At 70.0% G+C, this 23,855-nt stretch carries 24 protein-coding genes; 14 read left to right on the forward strand and 10 right to left on the reverse strand.

Annotated features, from left to right (window positions below):
* Nucleotides 1-213: 213 nt before the first annotated feature.
* Entirely contained in the window at nucleotides 214-987 is a 774-nt protein-coding gene (locus AB0310_RS05480; RefSeq protein ID WP_025103622.1) for a hypothetical protein, read from the reverse strand.
* A gap of 176 nt (nucleotides 988-1,163) precedes the next feature.
* Between AB0310_RS05480 and AB0310_RS05485 the strand changes: the two genes are divergently transcribed.
* From AB0310_RS05485 to AB0310_RS05495, 3 genes are read left to right on the forward strand one after another with little or no spacing between them, the layout of a single operon-like run.
* On the forward strand, nucleotides 1,164-3,167 hold the full coding sequence (locus tag AB0310_RS05485; protein WP_187661608.1) for a DUF262 domain-containing protein: 2,004 nt from the start codon (nucleotides 1,164-1,166) through the stop codon (nucleotides 3,165-3,167).
* Nucleotides 3,164-4,420, forward strand: coding sequence for an alpha/beta fold hydrolase (locus AB0310_RS05490; protein WP_366236734.1), 1,257 nt, complete (start codon nucleotides 3,164-3,166; stop codon nucleotides 4,418-4,420). Before AB0310_RS05485 ends, AB0310_RS05490 begins: the two co-directional genes overlap by 4 nt.
* A 53-nt stretch (nucleotides 4,421-4,473) precedes the next feature.
* Complete coding sequence (locus AB0310_RS05495) at nucleotides 4,474-4,758, forward strand: hypothetical protein (RefSeq protein WP_187661610.1); 285 nt, start codon at nucleotides 4,474-4,476, stop codon at nucleotides 4,756-4,758.
* 65 nt (nucleotides 4,759-4,823) lie between these two features.
* Here the strand turns inward: AB0310_RS05495 and AB0310_RS05500 are convergent, their stop codons facing one another.
* From AB0310_RS05500 to glgA, 3 genes are all read right to left on the reverse strand, one after another.
* A complete protein-coding gene (locus tag AB0310_RS05500) occupies nucleotides 4,824-5,078 on the reverse strand; it encodes a type B 50S ribosomal protein L31 (RefSeq protein WP_187661611.1) in 255 nt (84 codons plus the stop codon).
* A gap of 142 nt (nucleotides 5,079-5,220) precedes the next feature.
* Nucleotides 5,221-6,006 carry an ABC transporter ATP-binding protein gene (locus AB0310_RS05505; protein WP_187661612.1) on the reverse strand — a complete coding sequence of 262 codons (786 nt, stop codon included), beginning with the start codon at nucleotides 6,004-6,006 and terminating at the stop codon, nucleotides 5,221-5,223.
* A gap of 17 nt (nucleotides 6,007-6,023) precedes the next feature.
* Nucleotides 6,024-7,208, reverse strand: coding sequence for a glycogen synthase (glgA, locus tag AB0310_RS05510; RefSeq protein ID WP_187661613.1), 1,185 nt, complete (start codon nucleotides 7,206-7,208; stop codon nucleotides 6,024-6,026).
* Nucleotides 7,209-7,277: 69 nt separating this feature from the next.
* Between glgA and AB0310_RS05515 the strand changes: the two genes are divergently transcribed.
* The 3 genes from AB0310_RS05515 to AB0310_RS05525 are packed head-to-tail and all read left to right on the forward strand — an operon-like array spanning nucleotide 7,278 to nucleotide 9,938.
* Nucleotides 7,278-8,519: a glucose-1-phosphate adenylyltransferase gene (locus AB0310_RS05515; RefSeq protein ID WP_062634342.1), complete on the forward strand. Its 1,242-nt coding sequence runs from the start codon at nucleotides 7,278-7,280 to the stop codon at nucleotides 8,517-8,519.
* Between the two features lie 49 nt (nucleotides 8,520-8,568).
* Nucleotides 8,569-9,204: a phosphoserine phosphatase SerB gene (serB, locus tag AB0310_RS05520; RefSeq protein WP_187661615.1), complete on the forward strand. Its 636-nt coding sequence runs from the start codon at nucleotides 8,569-8,571 to the stop codon at nucleotides 9,202-9,204.
* Between the two features lie 38 nt (nucleotides 9,205-9,242).
* On the forward strand, nucleotides 9,243-9,938 hold the full coding sequence (locus AB0310_RS05525) for an alpha/beta fold hydrolase (RefSeq protein WP_187661616.1): 696 nt from the start codon (nucleotides 9,243-9,245) through the stop codon (nucleotides 9,936-9,938).
* 16 nt (nucleotides 9,939-9,954) lie between these two features.
* Here the strand turns inward: AB0310_RS05525 and AB0310_RS05530 are convergent, their stop codons facing one another.
* Nucleotides 9,955-10,665 carry a beta-ketoacyl-ACP reductase gene (locus AB0310_RS05530; protein ID WP_187661617.1) on the reverse strand — a complete coding sequence of 237 codons (711 nt, stop codon included), beginning with the start codon at nucleotides 10,663-10,665 and terminating at the stop codon, nucleotides 9,955-9,957.
* Nucleotides 10,666-10,804: 139 nt separating this feature from the next.
* Between AB0310_RS05530 and AB0310_RS05535 the strand changes: the two genes are divergently transcribed.
* The 4 genes from AB0310_RS05535 to AB0310_RS05550 are packed head-to-tail and all read left to right on the forward strand — an operon-like array spanning nucleotide 10,805 to nucleotide 12,720.
* The gene (locus AB0310_RS05535; RefSeq protein WP_232089030.1) at nucleotides 10,805-11,323 is read left to right on the forward strand and encodes a DUF4190 domain-containing protein; all 519 of its coding nucleotides are present in this window, start codon (nucleotides 10,805-10,807) and stop codon (nucleotides 11,321-11,323) included.
* Nucleotides 11,324-11,375: 52 nt separating this feature from the next.
* Entirely contained in the window at nucleotides 11,376-11,723 is a 348-nt protein-coding gene (locus AB0310_RS05540; protein ID WP_187661618.1) for a DUF3099 domain-containing protein, read from the forward strand.
* Nucleotides 11,720-11,914: a hypothetical protein gene (locus AB0310_RS05545; protein ID WP_363443690.1), complete on the forward strand. Its 195-nt coding sequence runs from the start codon at nucleotides 11,720-11,722 to the stop codon at nucleotides 11,912-11,914. The genes AB0310_RS05540 and AB0310_RS05545 overlap by 4 nt, the downstream gene beginning before the upstream one ends.
* Nucleotides 11,911-12,720, forward strand: coding sequence for an SURF1 family cytochrome oxidase biogenesis protein (locus tag AB0310_RS05550; RefSeq protein ID WP_366236735.1), 810 nt, complete (start codon nucleotides 11,911-11,913; stop codon nucleotides 12,718-12,720). The genes AB0310_RS05545 and AB0310_RS05550 overlap by 4 nt, the downstream gene beginning before the upstream one ends.
* A 14-nt stretch (nucleotides 12,721-12,734) precedes the next feature.
* Here AB0310_RS05550 and AB0310_RS05555 read toward each other — a convergent pair whose 3' ends face one another.
* The 3 genes from AB0310_RS05555 to AB0310_RS05565 all read right to left on the reverse strand — a co-directional run bounded on the left by AB0310_RS05555 (nucleotide 12,735) and on the right by AB0310_RS05565 (nucleotide 18,395).
* The gene (locus AB0310_RS05555) at nucleotides 12,735-15,887 is read right to left on the reverse strand and encodes an InlB B-repeat-containing protein (RefSeq protein ID WP_366236736.1); all 3,153 of its coding nucleotides are present in this window, start codon (nucleotides 15,885-15,887) and stop codon (nucleotides 12,735-12,737) included.
* Between the two features lie 284 nt (nucleotides 15,888-16,171).
* Nucleotides 16,172-16,774 carry a pyridoxine/pyridoxamine 5'-phosphate oxidase gene (locus AB0310_RS05560; protein ID WP_366236737.1) on the reverse strand — a complete coding sequence of 201 codons (603 nt, stop codon included), beginning with the start codon at nucleotides 16,772-16,774 and terminating at the stop codon, nucleotides 16,172-16,174.
* A 22-nt stretch (nucleotides 16,775-16,796) separates the two neighbouring features.
* Nucleotides 16,797-18,395, reverse strand: coding sequence for an ABC-F family ATP-binding cassette domain-containing protein (locus AB0310_RS05565; protein ID WP_187661623.1), 1,599 nt, complete (start codon nucleotides 18,393-18,395; stop codon nucleotides 16,797-16,799).
* Nucleotides 18,396-18,559: 164 nt separating this feature from the next.
* Between AB0310_RS05565 and AB0310_RS05570 the strand changes: the two genes are divergently transcribed.
* The 4 genes from AB0310_RS05570 to AB0310_RS05585 all read left to right on the forward strand — a co-directional run bounded on the left by AB0310_RS05570 (nucleotide 18,560) and on the right by AB0310_RS05585 (nucleotide 22,526).
* Nucleotides 18,560-19,177 (forward strand): DedA family protein, encoded by a 618-nt coding sequence (locus AB0310_RS05570; protein ID WP_187664168.1) that lies wholly within the window; start codon nucleotides 18,560-18,562, stop codon nucleotides 19,175-19,177.
* Between the two features lie 5 nt (nucleotides 19,178-19,182).
* Nucleotides 19,183-20,451: a sensor histidine kinase gene (locus tag AB0310_RS05575; protein ID WP_366236738.1), complete on the forward strand. Its 1,269-nt coding sequence runs from the start codon at nucleotides 19,183-19,185 to the stop codon at nucleotides 20,449-20,451.
* Complete coding sequence (locus tag AB0310_RS05580) at nucleotides 20,448-21,119, forward strand: response regulator (RefSeq protein ID WP_366236739.1); 672 nt, start codon at nucleotides 20,448-20,450, stop codon at nucleotides 21,117-21,119. Before AB0310_RS05575 ends, AB0310_RS05580 begins: the two co-directional genes overlap by 4 nt.
* Nucleotides 21,120-21,215: 96 nt before the next feature.
* Entirely contained in the window at nucleotides 21,216-22,526 is a 1,311-nt protein-coding gene (locus tag AB0310_RS05585) for an acyltransferase family protein (RefSeq protein ID WP_366236740.1), read from the forward strand.
* 3 nt (nucleotides 22,527-22,529) lie between these two features.
* Here the strand turns inward: AB0310_RS05585 and AB0310_RS05590 are convergent, their stop codons facing one another.
* Nucleotides 22,530-23,123 (reverse strand): CbiQ family ECF transporter T component, encoded by a 594-nt coding sequence (locus AB0310_RS05590; RefSeq protein ID WP_366236741.1) that lies wholly within the window; start codon nucleotides 23,121-23,123, stop codon nucleotides 22,530-22,532.
* Nucleotides 23,120-23,836: an energy-coupling factor ABC transporter ATP-binding protein gene (locus AB0310_RS05595; protein ID WP_366236742.1), complete on the reverse strand. Its 717-nt coding sequence runs from the start codon at nucleotides 23,834-23,836 to the stop codon at nucleotides 23,120-23,122. The genes AB0310_RS05590 and AB0310_RS05595 overlap by 4 nt, the downstream gene beginning before the upstream one ends.
* Nucleotides 23,837-23,855 lie beyond the last annotated feature (19 nt).

Consider the following 23,855-nt stretch of genomic DNA (forward strand, 5'->3'; position numbering starts at 1 on the left):
TCTCTCCGTTTCATCAGGTGCGTCTTCCCCTACGACCTGAACCACGAAGTGGCGAGAGTATGCGGTTGTGCGCCCATTCTCGCCGAGTTCCCGCGAAATCACAAGCGTGTGATTCGACGACGAAGGCCCCGGTCCGCGGACCGGGGCCTTCGGGCGCTTCGACGAGCTCAGCGACCCACCGTGGGGACGCTCAGCGACCCAGCGTGGGGACGCTCACGCCTCGCTCATGGCCTGCTTGACCTGCTGGCCCTTGGCGGCGTAATAGGCCGCGCGGGCGGCGTCCTTGCGGGCCTGCTCGGCATAGCCGAACTCGAGCACGTCCTGCGGGACCTCGACGTTCGGGACGTCGTCGGTGCCGTGGTACTTCTCGATGTACGCGTCGAGCTCGGGACCGGACGTCCACGAGGTGATGAGGCAGTAGCGCGGGTCGGTGCCGTTGTGCGTGGCGGCGTGCCACAGGCGCTGGGTGTCGACGATGAGCTGCGCACCGGCCGGCAGGGCGATGCGGTACTCGATGCTGGGGTCCGTGCGGTTCTCGCGCAGGACGAAGTAGCTGTCCTTGTCGTCGGTGAGGTTGAAGAACCCGCGCACGACCCAGCCGGTGCCGTCCGGGTTCAGACGGTTGTTGTCGTCCTGGTGCAGGTTGTAGAGGCAGTCGCCGTACGGGGTCGGCTGCAGCTCGATGACGCGGCAGCGACCGACGTTCGCGCCCGGCTCCTGCGCGCGACGCGTGAGGTTCGGGGCCTTGGCGGTCTGCTCGTCGATCCAGACGCCGTCCTTGTCGGTGCGCGGCGGCTTGTGGTTCCAGAAGCCGTTGCACTCGATGTCACCGAAGGCGCTGGCGAGGGGCGCGAACCGGGTGTCGCCCGAGGACTTCCAGTCGACGTACTCGATGTCGAGCCACTCCTTGGGGTCGGCCTCCTGGTCGTAGCTGTCGAGGACGACGAAGCCCTTCTCCTCCAGCGCTGCGGACTTGATGTATCCCATGATCGAGTCATGTTCCTTTCATCGGGGGCCAGCACGTTTTAACAGGCCCTGATAAGGCAAGGCTAACAGCGGGACCTGGCCCTCCCCCGGAGGGTCACCGTGGATAAGCGAATAGACTGGGCGGGGCACCCGGCGCGTCCGTGGCGCCTGTCGCTACGGGAGGACGAGACACCAGCATGAGCACCGCGACCAACGTCGAGGCGACGGCAGTCAACACGATCGAATGGCTCGCGGCGGGACGCACGACCATCGTCGTCCCCGTCTACCAGCGGCAGTACCGCTGGGACATCGGCGGCTGCGAGCGGCTCCTCTCCGACGTCAGGGCGGTGGCCGCGGAAGACGACGCGCATCGCCACTTCATCGGCTCGATCCTCTCCGCCGAGGACGGCTCCGGCCCGGACGCCGACCTCATCCTCATCGACGGGCAGCAGCGCCTCACCACGCTCATGCTCCTCGTCGCCGCGCTGCATCACTCGGTGCGCGACCGGGACCCGGAGCTCGCCGCCGACCTCGCCCGCGTGCTGGTGCGCACCGACGACCCGGAGCGCACGAAGCTTCGGCCGCACGATGCCTGGGCCGATCTCTACGAGTCGGTCGTGCTCGACCGCCGTGACGACCTCGATCGCGAGTCGCGCTTCGACGACAACTACGCCTTCTTCCGCAGCCAGATCCATGCCGACGAGGTGCCGCTCATCTGGCAGGGGCTGCAGCGACTGGAGCACGTCTCGATCACGCTCGGTGCGCAGGCCAACGCGCAGCAGATCTTCGAGAGCCTGAACTCCACCGGCGAACCGCTGCGGGACCATGAGCTGATCCACAACTACATCCTCATGGGCCTGAACCACGCCGAGCAGATGGACGTGGAGGCGCGGTTCTGGCTACCGATCGAGCAGCACACGGGCGAGGCGATCGGAGCGTTCTGGCGCCACTACCTCGTGCTCGTGACGGGGCGAGAGGTGGCGGCGAACGGGGAGCACGGGGTGTACAGCGCGTTCCGCCAGTCGTTCCCGCGCGTCGACGTCGCGCACCTCCAGGCCGACGCCGAGACCTGGCGGCACTACGCGGAGATCTACGGCCTCCTCCTCGATCCGACGAAGGAACCGGACCCCGAGATCGCGCGTCAGCTGCGGCACGTGAACACGTTCGGACGTTCCTCGTACCCGCTCGTCATGAGCGCGTACAGCGATCACGCACGCGGGCTCATCGACCGGGCCCAGCTCCTCGAGACGCTCGAGTGGCTGCAGGCGATGTTCCTTCGTCGCGCGCTCGTGAACCTTCCCGCCGAGCGGCTCATCGCCCGTCTCTGCCGTGCGCGTCGCGACGGACACGACGCCCTCGCCCGCGCCATCGCGCGCATCACCCCGTCGGACGAACGGGTCAGTGCGGTGCTCAAGTACAGCGAGCTGCCGTATCCGGCCTACGTGCTCGGCCGGCTCGAAGGCGTCGATGACGTGGACGGCTACGACGTCGAGCACATCGTGCCCGCCGTGCCCGGCGACGCCTGGTCCGGCGACGGCGTGCGCCCGTGGAGCGAGTATTCGGAAGACGAGCAGAACAGCCACCGCGCCCTCGCGCCGACCCTCGGCAACCTCACACTGCTGGAGCAGGGGCTCACGGAGCGGGTGTTCGGCGCCTCGTTCCCGGTCAAGCGCGATGAGGCCTATGCACGCAGCGCGGTGCCGGCCACTCGCGCTCTGGCCGCGCAGGAGTCCTGGGGCACGGCGGCCATCACCGCACGCACGGTGGGCCTGACGGCCGACCTCGTCCGCGTGTGGGCACGACCCGCGCTGCCCGAGATCGACGACGACGGACTCACCCCGATCCTCGACGCGGTCCGACGCCGCGGCTGGCCGGCGGGGTGGGAGCGCGAGTTCGACTACGTCGAGTACCGCGGCGAGCGATGGGAGGTCTACGACGTCAAGCATCTGTTCAACCGCGTGTTCCGCCGCGCCTGGACGGACACCACCGAGGCCGCTCTCGCCTACTGCGCGACCCACGGCGGCCCGATCTACCGCGACAAGGCGTGGAAGGGGCACTGGGATGACCTCGACGACACGCACTACCTCTACATGGGCTGGGACTCGAACTACATGATGACGGCCGTCCAGGGGGTCCTCGACGAGTCCGGCATCGCCGCCGAGGTCTTCGTGAAGTACTCCTACATCGGGAATGTGATGTGACCGTGACCACTGTCATCCGCCGCCGCCTGCTCGACCTCGCCGTCGAGGAGCACACGCTCACGGTTCCCCTCGTCTGGGACGACCCGGCAGACACCCGCACCATCGACGTGTTCGCCCGCGTCGTCGCACGGGAGGGAGGCGAGGCCCTCCCCTACCTGGTGTTCCTCCAAGGCGGGCCCGGGCACGAAGCCCCGCGTCCCTTCCACTCCTCCACAGCGCCCGCGTGGCTGGACCAGGCCCTCGCGCACTACCGACTCGTCCTCCTGGACCAGCGCGGCACCGGCCTCTCCTCCCCGGTCGGCGACGGCGACCTCGTGCGGGGCGCCGAAGCCGTCGCCGAGCATCTGACGCACCTGCGCGCCGATGCCATCGTGCGCGACTGCGAGGCGCTGCGGGAGCACCTGGGGGTGCCGACGTGGAGCGTCCTCGGGCAGTCCTTCGGCGGGTTCACGACGCTGGCCTACCTGTCGACCCACGCGGATTCGCTCGACGACGTCTTCATCACCGGAGGCCTCAGCACGGTCGAGCGCGACCCGGACGAGGTCTACGCCCTCTGCTACGACATGATGCGCACGGCGTCCGAGCGGTACTACCGGCGCTTCCCGGAGCACCGCGACGTCATGCGACGCCTGATTGATCTCGCGGACGCCGGTGAACTCGTCCTCCCCGACGGCGAGGTCGTATCGCGTTCCCGCCTCCGCTCGGTGGGCTCCGCTCTCGGCACCGACGACGGTTGGCAGACGCTCTGGTCCCTCCTCGAGCGCGATCCCTCTTCCAACGCCTTCCGCTACGACCTCCAGCACGCCATGCCCTTCGGCGCACGCAATCCGCTGTACTACGCGTTCCACGAGTCGAGCTACGCGAGCGGACACACGACGCGGTGGTCGGCGGAGCGCGTCGAGCCTGACGACTTCCGCGACGACCCCACGCTGTTCACGGGCGAGCACATCCGTCGCGAATGGGCGGACACCGTCCCCGGGCTGCAGCCGTGGCGCGAGGTCACGTCGATCCTGGCGGAGCACCCCTGGCCGCGGATCTACGACACCGTCGCTCTCGCCGACTCCGGAGCCACGGGAGCGGCCGCGGTGTACGTGAACGACCTGTACGTGCCGCTGGAGTTCTCGCTGGAGACCGCCCGCCTGCTCCCCGGTGTGACGCCGTGGGTGACGAGTGAGCACGAGCACAACGGCCTGCGGAGCGGTCCTGTGCTGGCGCGCCTGATCGACCTGGCCCACGGACGCCGCGTCCGCTGACATCCGCCGCGCGACGGATACCGTCGACATGGTCGGCGATCTATCCTGGGCGCATGGAGCATCTGCTCGGATGGACCACGATCGCCCTCGTACTCGGTGCGGGGCCGGTGCTCTTCTTCGTCGGCATCCGGCACTCCCTCTCCCGTCGCCCGGTGGAGGAGAAGTACGAGCAGGCCGGATCCGGAGGGCTCGTCGGCGTCTTCGATGCCGTGTGGTCCCCCACGGCGCACGAGGCGGGACAGGAGCGCGACCGGCAGACCCGGCGCACCGCCCCGGCGCCGAGCCCCGGCGACCCGCCGGGCCGCATCCAGCACGGACGCATCGTCATCGACGTGTGAGCACCCCACCGGGCATGACGAAGGCCCCGTGCTCCGAGGAGCGCGGGGCCTTCGTGAAGCGGTCCTTACTTGGAGCCGCCGAAGCCCTTGAAGCGCTGGTTGAACTTCTCGACGCGACCGGCCGAGTCCATGATGCGCTGCTTGCCCGTGTAGAAAGGGTGCGAGGCCGAGGAGATCTCGACGTCGATCACCGGGTACTCCACGCCGTCCAGCTCGATCGTCTTGTCGCTCGTGACGGTGGAGCGGGTGAGGAAGGTCTCGCCCGAACCCAGGTCGCGGAACACGACAGCCTTGTACTCGGGGTGAATGTCAGTCTTCATGGGATTCCTTTGTTGCTGCCCTGGATTGTGCCAGGGACGAGGGAAGTCTGTGGTACGAACGCACCAAGGATCGATTCTACCAGTACTTCGACGAGCTCAGTAACCCATCGGGGCCGAGCTCAGTAACCCATCGGAACCGAGCTCAGGAGGCGGCGCGGGCGGAGTAGCGCCCGTCCTCGCTGCTGAGCGCGATCGGCATGCCGAAGGTCTCGCCGAGGGCATCGGCGGTGAGCGTCTCGGCGATCGGGCCCGCCGCCACCACGGCCCCGTCGCGGATCAGCAGCACGTGCGTGAACCCGACCGGGATCTCCTCGACGTGATGGGTCACCATGAGCATCGCGGGCGTCGTCGGAGCGGAGGCGTAGCCGCCCAGCAGCGCCAGCAGCTCCTCACGCGACCCGAGATCGAGCGAGGCCGTCGGCTCGTCGAGCAGCAGCAGCTCGGGGTCGGTCATGACCGCGCGGGCGATCTGCACGCGCTTCTGCTCGCCGTCGCTCAGCGTGCCGAACGTGCGGTCGGCGAGGTGCGCGAGACGCCAGTCCCCCAGCACCCGCAGTGCGCGCCGCTCATCGATGTCCTCGTAGCTCTCGTTCCAGCGGCCGAGCACGGAGTACGCCGCCGTGAGGACCGTGTTGAGAACCGTCTCGTCGCGCGGGATGCGCTTGGCCATGGCCGTCGAGGCGAACCCGATCCGGGGTCGGATCTCGAAGACGTCCGCGCGTCCGAGCGTCTCGCCGAGGACGGTGACGGTGCCAGAGGTGGGATGCATCAAGGTGTCGGCGAGCTGCAGCAGGGTCGTCTTGCCCGCCCCGTTCGGCCCGAGGATCACCCATCGCTGATCGTCCGAGACCTGCCAGGTCACGTGATCGATGATGTTGCGCCCCTCTCGGCGCACGACGACGTCGGTGAACTCCAGAGCGATCGGCATACCGAAAGCCTATCGGCTCAGGCGGACAGCTCTGCGTAGAGCGCGCGGGTCTCGTCGGCGATCGCACCCCAGCTGAACTGCGCGCGGGCGCGCTCCCGACCGGCCTCCCCGTACTCCTGAGCCCGCGCCGGATCCGAGGTGACCTCGGTCAGGACCGCCGCGAGATCGGCGACGAAGCGGTCGGGATCGGTGGGTGTGCCCGTGCCGTCCTGTACCTGCTCGATCGGGACCAGCCGGCCCGTCACGCCGTCGTCGACGACCTCCGGGATTCCGCCGGTCGCGGTCCCCACGACGGCCGCTCCGCAGGCCATCGCCTCGAGGTTCACGATCCCGAGGGGCTCGTAGACGGACGGGCAGACGAACGTGGTCGCCGCGGCCAGGATCGCCGACAGCTCATCGCGCGGCAGCATCCGCTCGATCCACACCACACCCTCGCGGGTCTGCTGCAGCAGCCGCACCCCCTCCTGCACCTCCGCCATGATCTCCGGGGTGTCCGGCGCTCCGGCGCACAGGATCAGCTGGACCTCCGGAGGCAGCAACCGCGCTGCCTGCAGGAGGTACGGCAGCCCCTTCTGCCGCGTGATGCGGCCGACGAAGACCACCGAGGGACGGTCAGGGTCCATGCCGATCGAGGAGAGGAAGGCGGGGTCGTGCACAGGACGCCACCGCTCCACGTCGATGCCGTTGTGGATCACGCGGACCCGTGCGGGGTCGACCTGCGGGTAGCTGCGCAGGATGTCGGCGCGCATGCCGGCGCTCACCGCGATCACCGCGGCGGCGTTCTCGTAGGCGAGCTTCTCGATCCCGCTCGAGACGGCGTAGCCGCCCCCGAGCTGTTCGGCCTTCCACGGCCGGAGCGGTTCGAGGCTGTGCGCCGTGAGCACGTGCGGGATGCCGTGGAGCTGGGAGGCGAGATGGCCGGCGAAGTTCGCGTACCAGGTGTGGCTGTGCACGACGTCGGCGCCCGCGATGGCCGACACGATCTCCAGGTCCGTGCCGAGGGTCTGCAGAGCCGGGTTGGCGGCGGCGAGGCTCTCCGGGGCACGGTAGGCGAAGGTGCCGTCCTCATCGCGCGGCGCACCGAACGCGCGCACCGTCACGTCGATGTCACGACGCAGCGCGGAGACGAGCTCGGCGACGTGTACACCCGCGCCTCCGTAGATCTCCGGCGGATACTCCTTGGTGATCATCTCGACTCGCATGCCTAGACGCTATCGAGCGGGTTGTCCAGATGCTAGTTCCCCGCGCCGAACCGCATCTATGGTGGAGCCATGTCCGCTCCAAAGAAGGTCTTCGGGATCATCCTCGCCGGCGGCGAGGGCAAGCGACTCATGCCGCTGACGGCCGACCGCGCGAAACCTGCCGTCCCGTTCGGCGGGCAGTACCGCCTGATCGACTTCGCCATCTCGAACCTCATCAACTCCGGGCTGAGACAGATCGTCGTGCTGACCCAGTACAAGTCGCACAGTCTCGACCGGCACATCTCGCAGACGTGGCGGATGTCGGCCCTCCTCGACTCCTACGTCGCGTCCGTCCCCGCCCAGCAGCGCCTCGGCAAGCGGTGGTTCTCCGGCTCCGCCGACGCGATCCTGCAGAGCATGAACCTCATCAACGACGAGAAGCCGGACATCGTCGTCGTCATCGGCGCCGACCACGTCTATCGGATGGACTTCCGTCAGATGCTCGAGGCGCACATCGAGTCCGGCGCGAAGGCGACGGTGGCGGGCATCCGCCAGCCCCTCGCCCTGGCGTCGCAGTTCGGGGTCATCGACGCCGACCCCGAGTCCGGGCGCATCCGGCAGTTCCTGGAGAAGCCGACCGACGCCACGGGTCTTGCGGACTCCCCGCACGAAGTCCTGGCCTCCATGGGCAACTACATCTTCGACACGGACGCCCTCATCGCGGCGGTCGAGGCGGATGGAGAGCTGCCGACGTCGAGCCACGACATGGGTGGCGACATCGTCCCGTACTTCGTCGACCGCGGCGAGGCCGGCTACTACGACATGAAGCAGAACGAGGTCCCTGGCTCGTCGCCACGCGACCGCTCCTACTGGCGCGACGTGGGAACGATCGACTCGTTCTTCGACGCGCACCGGGACCTGATCTCGACCCTCCCGATCTTCAACCTCTACAACATGGAGTGGCCGATCCACTCGCAGGCGGTCAACTCCCCGCCGGCGAAGTTCGTCCGCGACTCCGTGGGACGGATCGGGAACGCGATCGACTCGATCGTGTCGCTGGGGTCGGTGCTCTCCGGCACGCACCTCGAGCGCAGCGTCGTGGGCCCGTGGACGCTCGCCGGCGGCGGGTCGACCATCACGGACTCCGTGGTGTTCGATCACGTCCACGTCGGCCAGGGCGCACGCGTGCATCGGGCGATCCTCGACAAGAACGTCGTCCTCGCCGACGGGGCGACGGTCGGGGTCGACCGCGAACGGGACCTCGCCCGCGGGTTCACGGTCACGGAATCGGGGATCACGGTCGTCGGCAAGGGCGTGTTCATCGAGCGCTGAGGCGTCGAGCGGTGCCGAGCCCCGGACTCCGGTCGCTAGGCTCGATGGCGTGACCACCGCGCGATTCCTCGTCGTCCTCGATGCCGATTCCACGCTCATCCGGAACGAGGTGATCGAGCTCCTCGCGGAGGAAGCGGGTCGCCGCGCCGAGGTGCAGGCGGCCACCGAAGCCGCGATGCGCGGTGAGATCGACTTCGCGACCAGTCTCCGCTCCCGAGTGGCGGCTCTCGCGGGCGTACCCGTCGAGGCGTTCGCCCGGGTCCGCGCCCGCGTCGAGCCCACCCCCGGTGTCCGCGAGCTCACCGCCGCCGTCCACGCCCGAGGCGGGGTGGTCGGCGTGGTCTCGGGCGGGTTCCACGAGATCCTCGACGACGTCGCGCCGGGGCTCGGTGTCGACCGCTGGCGTGCCAACCGTCTGTCCGTGGCCGACGGTGCACTGACGGGCGAGGTGGACGGCGACATCGTCGACGGGGCGGCCAAGGCCTTCTGGCTGCGCACCTGGGCGGAGGAGCTCGGCGTGGCACGGCACGCGACCATCGCGATCGGCGATGGCGCCAACGACCTCCCGATGATGGCGGTCGCCGGCCTGGGGCTCGCGTTCAACGCCAAGCCCGCCGTCCGGGAATCGGCGAGCCTGGTCATCGGCCCTGTCGACCTCGGAACGGTCATCCCTCTGCTCCCCTGACCCTCGACGATGTCCGTGGCCGGGTCTACCGTCGGGTCATGGACATCATCCTCATCCCCGGTCTCTGGCTCGACGCATCGAGCTGGGACGACGTCGTGCCCGCTCTCGAGAAGGCGGGACACCGCGCGCACCCACTGACCTTGCCCGGACTCGACGCCACCGCGGAGGCGGCAGCAGGCATCGGGATCGATGACTGGGTGGCGTTCGCGGTCGCCGCCGTGGACGCCACGGAGGGCGACGTCGTGGTCGTCGGGCACAGTGGCGGAGGCAATGTCGCCTGGGGCGTCGCCGACGCACGCCCGGACCGCGTGGCACGGGTCGTCTTCGTCGACACCGTCCCGCCGCCCCCGGGCTCCGGCATCAGCGAGTTCCCGGTGCAGGATGGCGTCGTCGCCTTCCCCGGCTGGGGCTTCTTCCCCGACGAGGACGTGCATGACCTGGACGACGAGACCAGGGCGCGGACGAGCCTCCTCACACACAGCATCCCCGCTCGGGTCCCGACTGACGAACTCGCGCTGCGCAACCCCGCTCGGCATGGGATCCCGGTCTCCCTGCTGATGGGAGGACTGGACCAGACGTCGTTCGACGAGGTGATCAGCCAGTGGGGCCCGTACGCGACGGAGTACCGGGCGATCGACGATGCCGAGGTCGTCCGGATCGGGTCCGGACACTGGCCGCAGTTCTCCGCGCCGGAACGTCTCGGCGAGCTCCTCGTGCGTGCGATCGACCGCTGACCGCGAGGGCCCGGGGTCAGTGCCCCATGCCGAGACCGCCGTCGACCGGGATGACAGCGCCGGAGATGTAGCCGGCGTCGTCGCTCGCCAGCCAGGTCACGACGCCCGCGACCTCGTCCGGCGTCGCGAACCGGCCGGCAGGGATGTTCGCCTTGTACTGCTTCTGCGTCTCCTCGGGGAGCTCTGCGGTCATGTCGGTCTCGATGAACCCGGGCGCCACGACGTTGGCCGTGATTCCGCGTCCGCCGAGCTCGCGCGTGAGGGATCGGGCGAAGCCGACGAGCGCGCTCTTCGAAGCGGCATAGTTCGTCTGCCCCGCGGAGCCATAGAGGCCCACGACGCTGGAGATGAGGATCACCCGTCCGAACCGCGCGCGCAGCATGCCCTTCGAGGCACGCTTGACGACCCGGAACGTGCCGCCGAGGTTGGTCGCGATGACGCTGTCGAAGTCATCCTCGCTCATGCGCATGAGCAGGGTGTCCTTGGTGATGCCGGCGTTGGCGACGACGATCTCCACCGGGCCGAGCTGCTGCTCCACCTCGGTGAAAGCCGCGTCGAGTGCGGCGGCGTCCGTGACATCCGCGCGCACCGTGAGGGTGCCCTCCGGCCCCTCTCCGCTCCGGGCGGTGACCGCCACCCGGTATCCCTCCCTCACGAAGCGCTCGGCGATGGCGCGGCCGATGCCGCGGTTGCCTCCGGTGACGAGGACGACGCGCTCCGCGCTCATGGGCACTCCTGGGTCTGAGGTCGAGGCTCGGGATTCCGAGCCGTCATCGATCCTAGCGACGTTGCCGTGCCGGGTTCACGAGGGCCGTTTGACAGACGCAGACCGTCCTGGAAGCCTGAGGGCGACGAAAGGCAGCAGCGTGAGCGATCCCCGTATCCCCGGTCCGTCGGGTGAGCCGCCGGCCATCCCGCCGGCTCCCGGCTCCTCCCCTGCGTATCCGGGATTCCCGCCGGCACCGCCGACCAACGTCGCACCGCAGCAGTACTCGCCGCCTCAGCAGTACTCGCCACCTCAGCAGTACTCGGCCCCGCAGCAGTACTCGGCCCCGCAGCAGTTCACCACCCCGCAGCCGTACGGGGCGCCGCCCGCACGGCCGTCCAGCGGGCTCGCGATCACCTCGCTCGTCTGCGGCATCGCCGGTGTCGTGCTGTTCTGGGCGATCGTGCCGATGCTCGCCTCGATCGCGGCCGTGATCACCGGCCACATGGCACTGGGGCAGATCCGGCGCACTCCCGGTCTCGGCGGACGCGGCATGGCGATCGCCGGACTCATCCTCGGCTACCTGATGATCGGCGTGCTCGTCTTCACGATCGTCTCGACGCTCATCAGCCTCGTGGTGTTCGGCGCCTTCACGCTGCCCTTCGTCTTCGCGAACTGAGGCTCCTCGCGGGCATGCCGATGTCGCTGCGGCGGCGTAGGCTGGAACCATCGTGAAGAACGCACGTCGAGTACCGGCCGTCACCTCACTGCCGCAGTCCCCGCGGGATGAGGGTGACCACCGTGTGCGTCGATACGCCCTGACGATGACGATCCGCATCGTGTGCTTCGGGTTGATGTTCTTCGTGCAGCCGTTCGGCTGGTGGACATGGGTGTTCGCGCTCGCCGCCGCGGTCCTGCCTTACATCGCCGTGGTCTTCGCCAACGCCGGCAGCGACAGCACGGAGACGGCAGCCGAGTCGCCGATGCGCGAGATCGACGCACCGGCGCCCGCTCCGGCGCCCGCTCCGGAGATCGCCCCTGACGTCATCACCATCCGCGAAGGCCGCACGGACCGATGAGCGAACTCATCTGCTCGCGCGCCGGATGCCGGAGCGCGGCCACGAGGCAGGTCGTCTGGCGCAATCCGCGCATCCATGCCGCCGACCGCGAGAAGATCTGGCTGGCGTGCGATGAGCACGTCGACTTCCTCCATGACTACCTGGCCGCGCGGGACTTCCCGGTGACGGTGCGAGACGGGGTGCCCTCATGAGCAACCGCCTGACCCGCTGGGGTGTGTACGTCCTCATCGCCATCGGCTTCGCGATCGCGTGCGTCTTCCTGTCGAACTGGCAGTTCGAGCGGAACGAGTCCCGGGCCGAGCAGATCGCGCTCGTGGAGCAGAACTACGATGCGCCCGCCGTCCCCCTCGCGGACGTCGTCGCCGAGGACGACCTCGACCCCGCAGACGAATGGCGGCCGGTCACCCTGCAGGGCGAGTACCTCGCCGACGAGCAGCTCCTGGTTCGCAACCGTCCGCACGGAGGCACGAGTGCGTTCGAGGTTCTTGTCCCCTTCCGGGACGCGGACGGCCGTGTGCTCATCGTCGACCGCGGCTGGGTGCCCCCGGGCGAGGGCGAGCTCCCGGACACGGTTCCCTCTCCGCCTTCTGGTGAGGTCACGGTGACCGTCCGGCTCCGCCCGGGCGAGCCGCTTCCCGCATCCGGGCGAGGGGCTCCGGAGGGCCAGGTGCCCACCATCCACCTCCCCTCCATCGGGGACCTCGTCGGAGACGACGTCATCACCGGCGCCTACGGGCGCCTGGTCGAGGAGCAGCCCGCCGCGGATGCGGCGCTGGGCGGTTTCGAGTCCCCGACCGACGACCCGGGGCCGCACCTGTCCTATGCGATCCAGTGGATCCTGTTCGCCATCATGGGCTTCATCTTCATCGGGTACATCATCCGGACCGAGATCGTGAAGCACCGCGAAGACGTCGAGGGGAAACCGGCACCGGTGAAGGCTCCGAAGCGCCGCGACCGCGATGCGGACGTCGAGGACGAGCTGCTCGACGCCCGCTGACCTCGCCTGCGTTGTCAGCCCCGATGCCTCCGGCGCCGGGCCGTCATCGCCACGATCCCCGTGGCGAACAGGAGGGCCCCGAGGAGCAACGTGCCCCATGGGTCCCCTCCGGTGCGGGGAAGATGACCACCACCGGGCTCCGTTCCGGAGCCGTTCGGAGGCGGCGTCGGCGCTGGCGGCGCGGGGGCGTCCTCCCAGACGGCGTAGAGGACGAGGTCGCCGGTGAGCGCCGAGATGCTGAGCCGGTCGAACGCCGGATCGGCGACCGTCGCGTCCGCGGACGTCGACCATCCGAGGAACGTGGTCCCGGGCCCTCTGAAGAGCAGGTCGAATGCTCCGGGATAGGTGATCGACGCCTCCGGAGGCCCTTCCCAGGCGACGGTGCCATCGGCCCCGCCGTTCTCACGGAAGGTCACGGCGAACGAGGGAGACGGATCGGCGTACACGGCGGTGAGCGTGATGTCCCGTCCGGCGAAGCGCACCGTGCGTCCGGCCTGGAAGAGTCCGTCGGCCGCTACGGGGCTCGTGATGATGCGCGCCACCGCGATCGTCGCGATGCGCCAGCCGACGAAGACATCGTCGTCCCGGGTCAGCCCCGCTCCGTCCACGACGATCGCACTCGATCCGGCGTCGTAGCCGAGAGGATCCGTCGGTACGGTGCCGCCGGTGTTGCCGTCCCCGTCGTAGCGGAGGGTGAAGGGAGCGGCCTCCGGCTGCTGCCACCGGGCGTAGAGATCGAGGTCGGCGCCGACCGGCGTGTCGAAGTCATACGGTACGAAGAAGCCTGCTGTCGTCCGCTGATACCAGCCGAGGAAGGTCTGGCCGTCCGGTTGCGGCGGCAACGGATCCGGAGTGGACGCCATCCCCTGGTCCTCCACCGTCTGCGTCAGATCGTCGATGGGCTCCGGGCTGGACGGGTGGTCGTAGAACCGGACGGTGTGCGGATCCGTCAGCCACCGCGCGTAGAGCACGAGGTTGCTGGCCGGCATCGTCGCTCCGTCGAACGTGAACGGCACGTTGAACTGGGAGTCGGTGTACCAGCCGAGGAAGACATCGCGACCACGGGTCGGGTCGGCGGGTGCCGAGGGCTCGAGCGCGGTCTCGAAGGGGATGCCTGTGACGGCGGGGATGGCTGTGCCCCCTCCGGTCACGAAGCTGAGCGTGTAGGTGTTGCGGCTGTAGAACTGGTAGCGGTACCGGTCGTTGACGTTCCCGCTGTTGTTGAGCTGATACAGATGACCCGACGCCTGGTCGAGCTGGAAGTAGTTGCCCTGCGTGTTCGTCCCCGCGCCATAGCCCACGTACGACGTGAAGCCGTCGATGACGCTGGCGACCTGCCGATCGCCGTTCGAGGCCCAGTACCACGCGCTGCGGTACTGACCGAAGACCTGGTGACCGGCGGGGACGGACGCACGGACAGCGGTCTTGTTGTTGGCGTACAGCGTCTCCACCCGCAACGGATCGTTCGGTACGCCGTCCGGCCCGAGCACGGCGTCCGGAGCGGGCTGCCCCTGGTCCAGCTCTTCCGCGTACTCGAATCGTTGCGTGAGGTTCTGGGTGCGCGCGGCAGCCATCTTCCCGGTCATCGTCGTCGTGCGGTTCGCGAGATCGACGGAACCGGTGTCCGCCCCGGCACCGGTGTAGACCGCGGTGAAGATCAGAGGGGTGAACTGCTGCGGCCCCCAGCCGCGGAGGACGCAGCTCTGGTTCTCGGTCCCGGCGTCGTAGACGGTGATCAGGCCGGAGCCGTCCGTCTGCGACAACGGCACCGGCGCCACGCCCGCGGCCTGCATGTCGAAACCGATCTTCTCGCGGACCGAGAGCGTGCCGAGGAGCTGCGCGCCACCGGACACCGTCGAGGCGAAGTACGTGGCGCCGCCGACGTCCATGGTGATGTCGTAGGTGCCTGCCGCGGCGCACGCCGCGGGCACGTTCGCCGAGCTTCCCGGGGCGATGAGTCGGAAGTCCGTCCGCCACAGCGACCGCGTCAGGTAGACGTTCACCACCGTCGATCCGTCTCCCTGCACCGTGACATCCTGTTGGCTCACCGCCAGGTCGGCGAATGTCAGCGGATCCGACTGCACGACGGCGGGGTCGAGCTGCGCGCGCACGAGCTCCTTGATGGGCGTCGGGAGGTCGTCCTTCACGGTCGGGCCCCCGACGGTGGAACCCGCGGTCGCTGTCGACGCGATGTCGTCGAGGAAGAGGAAATTCGCCGGGTCCGCCAACTGCGCGTCGCTGAGCCTCCCGTCCGCGTCGGTCCACGCGGGCGGCGTCGCTCCCGCGGCCCTGAACACCGGCGCCGGGTAGGACTCCGGGACCACGTTCGGCTTCTCGAGCCAGTAGCTGACGTGGTATTCGACGTCCTGCCCCTGCCAGCCGGCATAGAGCGTCGCGGTATCCGTCAGCGGGAGATCGACGGGTTGCGTGCGCGCCGCATCCGCCCACCACTGGGTGAAGGTGTAGCCCGTCCTCGTCGGCGGCGTGATGGCCGCGAGATCCGCAGCTGTGAAGGCGGTGTCGGGCTCGACGACGAACTCGGGGGACACGGCAGTGCCGTCGGTCACGAACGACACCGCGAAGCCGGAGACGAGGATCGGCACCAGCCGGAAGTTCTCCGTGACAGGAGCAGCGAAATCGTAGGGCGTCCGGGTCGGGTCGTCCTCCCGGTACCACTCCCCCGTGAACACCTGCCCGTCCGGGACCTCGGCGACATCCGGTGCGATCTCCCCCAACGGCTCGCCGTCTCGCACCTCGTCGGCATCGATGATGCGGTCGGCGTCCTCTCCCGCGGGACCGGCGAGGAACTGCACGATCCGCGTGTCGGCGAACGTCGCCCGGACGACGAGGTCCGTCGTGATGACGGTGCTCTCGAACCGGAAGGGCTCCTCGGCGCCGGCAGGTCCCGTGACCCAGCCGTCGAACGGTCCCTCCTCGGAGGTGGGCGCCGGCTGCCGAGGCGCCAGTCCTCCGGAGACGACGGCGACCTCAGCCACGGTGCTGCCGAGGGACTCGAATGTGACGGTGTGATACCCCCAGATGCCCGGGGTCGTCGGCCCGCCGACCGGGGCGGCCGCGAGAGCCGGAGCCGCCGTGACGACGGCGCCCCCGACTCCGAGGAGGACTGCCAGCGTGGCCGCGAGAGCCCGTCGTCGTGCCATGCGCATGTGTCGTCCCCCTCCGACGAGCAGATCGCTACAGTGTGCCACTCCGTTCCCCCCGGTTCCAGCCCCTCTCACCCCCGCCCTCACCCCGCCCCCTCTCCCCCGGCGAAGCTCGAAAACGCTCCTCCCCGCACGCTTCCAGGCACCTTTCCGATCCCGCACGGGTGTCCCCCGCTGCTACGGGATCGAAAACGGGCGTTCGTAAGCAACCGGAGGCGCGTTTTCGATCCCGCGCGAGACGACGGTGCGGGGTCGAAAACGTGCCGTCCGAGTGATGGGGCGGAGCGTTATCGATCGCTGGAGCTGGGATCGGCGCCGGTGGCGGTGTGCTGCCATCGGCCCTCGACGCGGCGGTAGACGATCCGGGTGTGGTTTCGATCCGGGGAGCCCTGCCAGAACTCGACCCGCGTCGGCACGACACGCCACAGCACCCAGTCCCCCGGCTGGAGACCGGCGCGTGCGTCCTCGGAGCGGGCAGCGAGGTCGGCGTCGCTCTCCGCCGGGGACGCCTCCTCCACGGTTCCCCGCACCCGCACCGCGCGTCGCTGCGGCTGCCACCACAGATTCAGGGCCGCGGCCGGACGCGCCTCGAGCTGCGTGGCCTTCCGTGAGGACCGTGCTCCGGCGAACGCCCAGCCACGCGCGTCCACGTCCTTGAGGATCAGCGTGCGCGCGTCCGGCAGGCCGTCCGCGTCGACGGTCGCGAGGGTCGCGGCGTGCGGTTCCGGAACGCCGTCTGCGGCCGCCGTGCGGAGCCAGTCGCGGAAGAGCGGCACCGGATCGTCGGGGAGATCAGCGAGGCTCAGCGGTGGAGCCGTGCCGGTGAGGGCCGGCTGCGCGCGCAACCATACCGCGAGCTCCGAGGGAGGAAGGATCGACTGCTCGGCCATCCTCCGACTATGCCACGACCGGCTACGCGAGCTCGATGAGGTCCTGGTACTCCTGGCTCCAGATGTCCTCGACGCCGTCGGGCAGGATGAGGACGCGCTCCGGGTTCAGCGACTGCACCGCGCCGGGGTCGTGCGACACGAGCACCACGGCACCCTCGTAGTGGGCCAGAGCCCCGAGGATCTCCTCGCGCGAGGCCGGGTCGAGGTTGTTCGTGGGCTCGTCGAGCAGCAACAGGTTCGCGGACGACACGACGAGGGTCGCCAGCGACAGTCGCGTCTTCTCACCGCCGGAGAGCACGCCGGCCGGCTTGAGGACGTCGTCGCCGGTGAACAGGAACGAGCCGAGGACCTTGCGCGCCTCGGTCTCGGTGATGTGCGGGGCCGCCGACACCATGTTCTCCAGCACCGAGCGGCCGACGTCGAGGTTCTCGTGCTCCTGCGCGTAGTACCCGACCTTGAGGCCGTGGCCGGGCTCGAGCTGGCCGGTGTCCGGCTGGTCGACGCCCGCGAGCATGCGCAGCAACGTCGTCTTTCCCGCACCGTTGAGTCCGAGCACGACGACCTTGGAGCCACGGTCGATCGCGAGGTCGACGTCGGTGAAGATCTCCAGCGAGCCGTACGACTTCGACAGTCCGGACGCCATGAGCGGGGTCTTGCCACAGGGCGCCGGCTTCGGGAACCGCAGCTTCGCGACGCGGTCCTCCTGACGCACGTCTTCCAGGCCCGACAGGAGCTTCTCCGCGCGGGCGAGCATCTGGTGCGCGGCCGCCGCCTTGGACGCCTTGGCTCCGAAGCGCGCCGCCTGCTGCTGGAGAGTGGTCGCCTTCTTCTCCGCGTTGGCCCGCTCCTTCTTGCGGCGCTCCTCATCCGCGGCGCGCTGGCGCAGGTAGTTCTTCCAGTTCATGTTGTAGATGTCGATGACCTGGCGGTTGGCGTCGAGGTAGAAGACGCGGTTGACGGTTTCGCCGACGAGCTCGACGTCGTGGCTGATGACGATCAACCCGCCCTTGTAGTTCTTGAGGAACTCCCGCAGCCACACGACGCTGTCCGCGTCGAGGTGGTTGGTCGGCTCGTCGAGGATCATCGTCTGGGCGTCGGAGAAGAGGATGCGCGCGAGCTCGATACGACGGCGCTGTCCACCGGAGAGGGTCGACAGCGGCTGGTCGAGGATGCGGTCCGGCAGCGAGAGGTTGTGCGCGATCGACGCCGCCTCGGCCTCGGCCGCGTAGCCGCCCTGCGCCTCGAACTTCTCGGTGAGCGCCCCGTAGCGCTTCATCGCCTTCGCCGCGACCGCGGGGTCGTCCGAGCCCATCGCGAGCGAGGCCTCGGTCATGCCGAGGTTGAGCTGGCCGAGGCCGCGGGCGTCGAGGATGCGGGTACGGGCGAGGTCCTCCGGGTTGCCCGAACGCGGGTCCTGCGGCAGGTAGCCGAGTTCACCGGAGCGGGTGACGGTACCACCGGAGGGCAGCACGTCGCCGGCGAGCACCTTGGTGAGTGTCGTCTTGCCCGCACCGTTGCGTCCGACGAGGCCGATCTTGTCGCCGTCGGACACACGGAACGAGACGTTCTCCATCAGCAGGCGCGCGCCAACGCGGATCTCGAGGTCGTGCACGGCAAGCACAGCGGACGTCCGTTCGTTCGGGAGGAGGGTGATGGCCGAGCGGCCAGCCTCCCAGTATATGCCGCTGCGACGGCGCTGATCGCCGACAAGATCCCTCTGCAGGGTGACCGAGGCGATACCGGGGAGTGATGACCCGCCCCGCACCCGCTGCCTACGGTGCTGGAGTGGACATCCTCAACGACCTCATCCTGCAGGCGATCGCCTCCCCGTGGCTGTACGCGGTGCTCTTCGCGGTGACCGTGATCGACGGGTTCTTCCCTCCGGTCCCGAGCGAGACGGTCCTCGTCGCCGCGGCGGCCGTCGCCGCGTCCACCGGCGACGGCAACATCCTGCTGCTCGGGGCGGTCGCCGCCCTGGGCGCCGCGATCGGCGACAACATCGCGTTCCTCATCGGTCGCCGGCTCGGCACCACGAGGTTCGCGTGGATGCGCCGCCCTCGCGTCGCTGCCGCGTTCGCCTACGCGCAGCATGCTCTCGACCGCCGCAGCGCGACGCTGATCCTCGGCGCGCGATACATCCCGATCGGTCGCGTGGCCGTGAACATGTCCGCCGGAGCGCTCGGGTTCCCCTGGCGGCGGTTCCTCCCGCTGAGCCTCATCGCCGGTGTCAGCTGGAGCGTGTTCAGCCTCGCGATCGGGTTGCTCGCCGGTGCCTGGCTGCACGACCAGCCCGTGCTCAGCGCCGCCATCGGCGTCGTCATCGCCCTGATCGTCGGCATCGTCATCGACCGGATCGCCGCGCTCCGCCGCCGCCGTACGGCGGTCCCGCACCTGGCAGGATGAGACGCATGGCACGCCGCCGAGAGCGCACCCCGCGCCCGTCACGGATCAGCCGTCGCACCGGCGCCCTCGTGGCGCTGACCACGGCGGTCCTCGTGCTGTACGCGCTCCTCGTCCCGCTCCAGACGGTGCTCTCGGGCACGCCGCTGCCGCTGTCTTTCCTGCTCGGTGCCGCCGTGTGCGGGCCTCCCCTGCTCGTCCCCTCCCGTCCGCGGACCGCGATCGTCGTGTTCGCCGCCGGCGCCTTCCTGCTCCCTCTCCTCGTCGAGCCGGCGCGGGCGATCCAGTCCCCGTGGCCGTGGTCGGTACCGGCACTGCTCGCGTTCGTCCTCTTCGTGGGCGTGATGTCCTTCGTGCAGGGAGCCCGACTCGGCGCCCTCACCCTCGTGATCGGCGCACTCACATCCCTGACGGCGCCCCTGCTGCGGCCGGACATGGTCGCGACGCCGGCGAGCTCCGGGAGCGTCACCGCCAACCTGATCGTGACGACCTCGGTCGCCGCCGCGATGTTCCTCATCGCCGTCCTCGTCGCCGGCCGCGTGCGGGTGGCGGCCGAGCTGACCAGGGAGAAGGAGCACAGCGCCCTGGAGGAGTCGCGGCGCGCCCTCGTGGAGGAGCGCACCCGGATCGCCAGGGAGCTGCACGACGTCGTGGCGCACAGCATGTCGGTGATCCAGGTGCAGGCGTCGACCGCGCGCTACCGGATCGCGGACCTCGATGCCGACGCGGCGGCCGAGTTCGACGACATCGCCGCCACCGCTCGCTCCTCGCTCACCGAGATGCGGCGCATGCTGGGGGTGCTCCGCACGGAGGACCAGCATGCCGAGCTCGCACCGCAGCAGGGACTGGACGACGTGCCGGCCCTCGTCGACACCATCCGACGCGCCGGCGTGGAGGTCGGTCTCGTGCTGGAGGGGATCGAGGCGGCCTCGGCCGCCGGACCCGGTGTGCAGATCGCCGCCTTCCGCATCGTGCAGGAGGCATTGAGCAACGCCGTCCGCCATGCCCCCGGAGCACGGGTCACCGTCCGCCTTCACGCCGATGCCGGCAGACTGCACATCCGGGTGCGCAACGCGGCACCCCCGCAGCCGGTCGAGAACCCCACCGGGGGCTACGGCCTCCGGGGAATGCGCGAGCGCGCAGAGCTGCTGGGCGGGAGCCTCGCGGCCGGCCCGTCCGACGACGGGGGCTGGACGGTCGACGCCACCCTGCCCCTGTCCCCCGCGGCATCAGCGGCCGCCCCGACCGCCCCGGCGGAAGACAAGGAGAACTCGTGACGATCAGCGTGCTCATCGCCGACGATCAGGCGATGGTCCGCGCCGGCTTCGCCGCCCTGCTGGACGCCCATGAGGGCATCCGCGTGGTGGGTCAGGCCGCGGACGGCGCAGAAGCCGTCACGCTCGCCGCGCGGCTCGACCCCGACGTCATCCTCATGGACGTCCGCATGCCGGAGCTCGACGGCATCGAGGCCACCCGGCGCATCCTGGGCCCGTCGTACCCGGCCGCGCACGTGCCGCGGATCCTCATGCTCACCACGTTCGACATCGACGACTACGTCTACGACGCCCTCGCCGCCGGCGCCAGCGGCTTCCTCCTCAAGGACGCCCTCCCGGAGGAGCTCGTGCATGCCGTCCGCGTGGTGGCGGGGGGCGATGCGCTCCTCGCCCCGAGCGTGACGCGGCGGATGATCGAACAGTTCGCCGGACGGCGGCCGGCATCACGCAGGTCAGCGACCGCCCTCGCCGATCTCACCGACCGGGAGCGCGAGGTGCTCGTCCTCATCGGCAAGGGCCGCTCCAACACGGAGATCGCGGGCGACCTGTTCATCGCCGAGCAGACCGTGAAGACCCACGTCGGCAAAGTGCTCGCGAAACTCGGTGTCCGCGACCGCGTGCACGCCGTCATCCTCGCCTACGACACCGGTCTGGTCGAACCCTCCGCCTGAGTCACCCCTGCGTAGGGGTCAGGACGGCACCACGGGGTGATGTCGTGCCGACCACCGCGTCCATAGCCTCCGAGGACACCGTTCCCAGGAGGACTCATGGTCATCGCCGCGGCTCCACGCCTCAGCACCCCCGCCCCCGCCGTATCCGCCCCCACCGGCCACCGCGACACCGGCATCGACGTCGTCCGGGCGCTGTGCGTGCTCGGCGTCGTCCTGCTGCACGCCGTCATGGTGGGGGTCACGGTGTCCGAGTCCGGGCCGGTGTTCGAGAACGCGAGCGACGGCACGGGCTGGATCGCGCCGCTGAGCTGGCTGCTGCAGGTGATGCCGCTCTTCTTCGTGATCGGAGGGTTCTCCGGACTCCTCGCCTACCGCCGCCTCCGCGACCGCGGCGGGAGCGCCACCGCCTTCGTGGCCGGTCGGGTGCACCGGCTCCTGCGCCCGGCCCTGTTCACCATCGCCGCGGTCGGCATCGCTCTCGCCGTGCTCACCGTCGTCGGGGTCTCCCCGGATCTCATCGCGGTCGCGGGTTTCCGGTACGGGCAGCCCCTGTGGTTCCTCGGGGTCTTCCTGCTGTGCCAGGCCCTCCTCCCCGCCTTCGTCGCGCTGCACGACCGCGCGCCGCTGCGGACCATCGGTCTCCTCGCCGCTGCGGCCGTCGCGGTCGACGTGCTGCGCGCCACGACCGGGAAGGACGCCCTGGGTTTCCTCAACCTCGCCTTCGTCTGGCTGACGATGCAGCAGCTCGGGTTCTTCCTCGCCGACGGACGCGTGGATGCACTGCGGCCCGGAGTCCGCGTGGCGATCGGCACCGGCTCCCTCGGGCTCCTCGTCGCACTCTTCCTCGGGGGCGTGTACTCCCCCGACCTCATCGCCAACATCAACCCGCCGACAGCCGCCCTCCTGCTGGTCGGGCTCATCCACACGACCCTGTTCTCCCTGTACCGCGACCGGATCGGACGCTTCAGCCGGCACACCCCGGTGGCCGCGTTCACCGCGTTCGTGACCCGGCGCACGATGACCATCTACCTCTGGCACATGCCGGTGCTGTTGGTGATGGCCGGAGCAACAGCGCTGGCAGCGATCGTCGGGGGGCTCAGCCTGCCCGCACTCGACAGCGTGGAGTGGTGGGCAGCCCGCCCGCTGTGGCTGGTGACGGCACTCGTCCTCACCGCCCTGGTCGCCGTGCGCGTCGATCGCTTCGAGAACCACCCCTCGCCGACGGCGACGGACTCGCGCCGCCGCCTGGTGCTGGGGACCGCCGTGGGACTCACGGGGGTGGTGCTGCTCCTCTTCCTCGGTACGACGGTCTCCACTGCGGCGCTCGCCGTGCTGCTGCTCGTGGCTGCGCTGCGGCTCGCCGACCGCTCCGGCAGCGCCGTCCCCGCCCCCGCCGTCGTGGCGTGACCGTCAGCCGACCCCGCGGGCGGCGAGGGCATCACCGACCTGGTCCGCGTGGCGGAGCGTCATGACGAGCAGGGGCACCACGCCACGCACACCCAGTCGCACACCGCGGGCGCGCTCCGCATCGCGCACCCGCTGTGCGAAGCCCGCGACGACGGGCACCATCGTCAGGGTGAGCGACACCGCGATCGACACCGCCTCGGGGTCCACCCCGACACGGCGCAGCGGCCGCAGGAGGCGCTGCAGCACCTCCAGGAGGTCGGACATGCGCGTGGTCAGGGTGAGGAGCGCGGCGAGCAGCAGCAATGCGGCGACCCGCCCGGTGCTCATCCAGGCGGCCGCGGGAGACACGAAGACGGCGAGGGCGATCGCGAGCACGAGCAGGACCGCACGCAGCCGCCACAGCTCGATCACGGCGGCGGAGAGCGGCACACCTCCGATCGGGTAGAGCGCGAGCACGGCCGCGAGGCAGACGGCGATGCTGACCGGCCCGTGCGGGAACAGGGTCATCGCGAGCGCCGCGAGGGCGAGGCCCGCCAGCTTCGGTCCGGCCGGCACCCTCGACAGGCGCCCCGGTACGAGCGGCCGGGACGGGATCACGCGCACAACCGGCGGTAGCGCGCGATGACCGCCTCGGGATCTCCCTGATCGACGACGCGCCCGCCGTCGAAGAGGACGGCCGTGTCGCAGCGCGCGGCGAGCTCGAGATCGTGGGTGACGATGAGCACCTGCGCGTCCTGCGCCAGGAGGAGGTCTCCGATCCGCCGGGCGTTGCGCAGGTCGAGGAGCGTGGTCGGTTCGTCCGCGACGATCAGTGCCGGCTCGGAGAGGAGCACCGCAGCGAGGGCCAGCATCTGCTTCTGGCCTCCCGAGAGCGACGACGCCGGGATGTCGGCGTGGGCGCCGAGACCGTGCCGATCCAGCGTCTCCTGCACGCGGGCGGCGATGTCCCCACGGGGCCGCCCGCGGAGGGACAGCGCGAGATCCTCGGCCGGGGTCGGCATCAGGATCTGGGCGTCCGGATCGGTGAAGACGAAGCCCACCCGGCGGCGGACGGCGGTCCGCTCTCGGAGCGCGTCGAGGCCGTGGACGGTGACCGTTCCCGTGGTCGGCGTCATGAGGCCGTTCAGCAATCGGGCGAACGTCGACTTCCCGGAGCCGTTCGCACCGATCACGGCGATGCGCGGCGCGGTGAGTTCCAGCGTCACGTCGTCGAGCAGAACGCGGCCGTCGACCGTCACGCCCACGCCGTCGAGACGCACCGTTCCCGGCTCCGCGAGCGTCGCGGTCGTCCCCGGCTGCCGCCTGCGCATTCATCCTCCTGAACACCGT

It is taken from the genome of Microbacterium meiriae (genome assembly GCF_040702565.1).
GTDB classification, from domain to species: Bacteria; Actinomycetota; Actinomycetes; order Actinomycetales; family Microbacteriaceae; genus Microbacterium; species Microbacterium meiriae.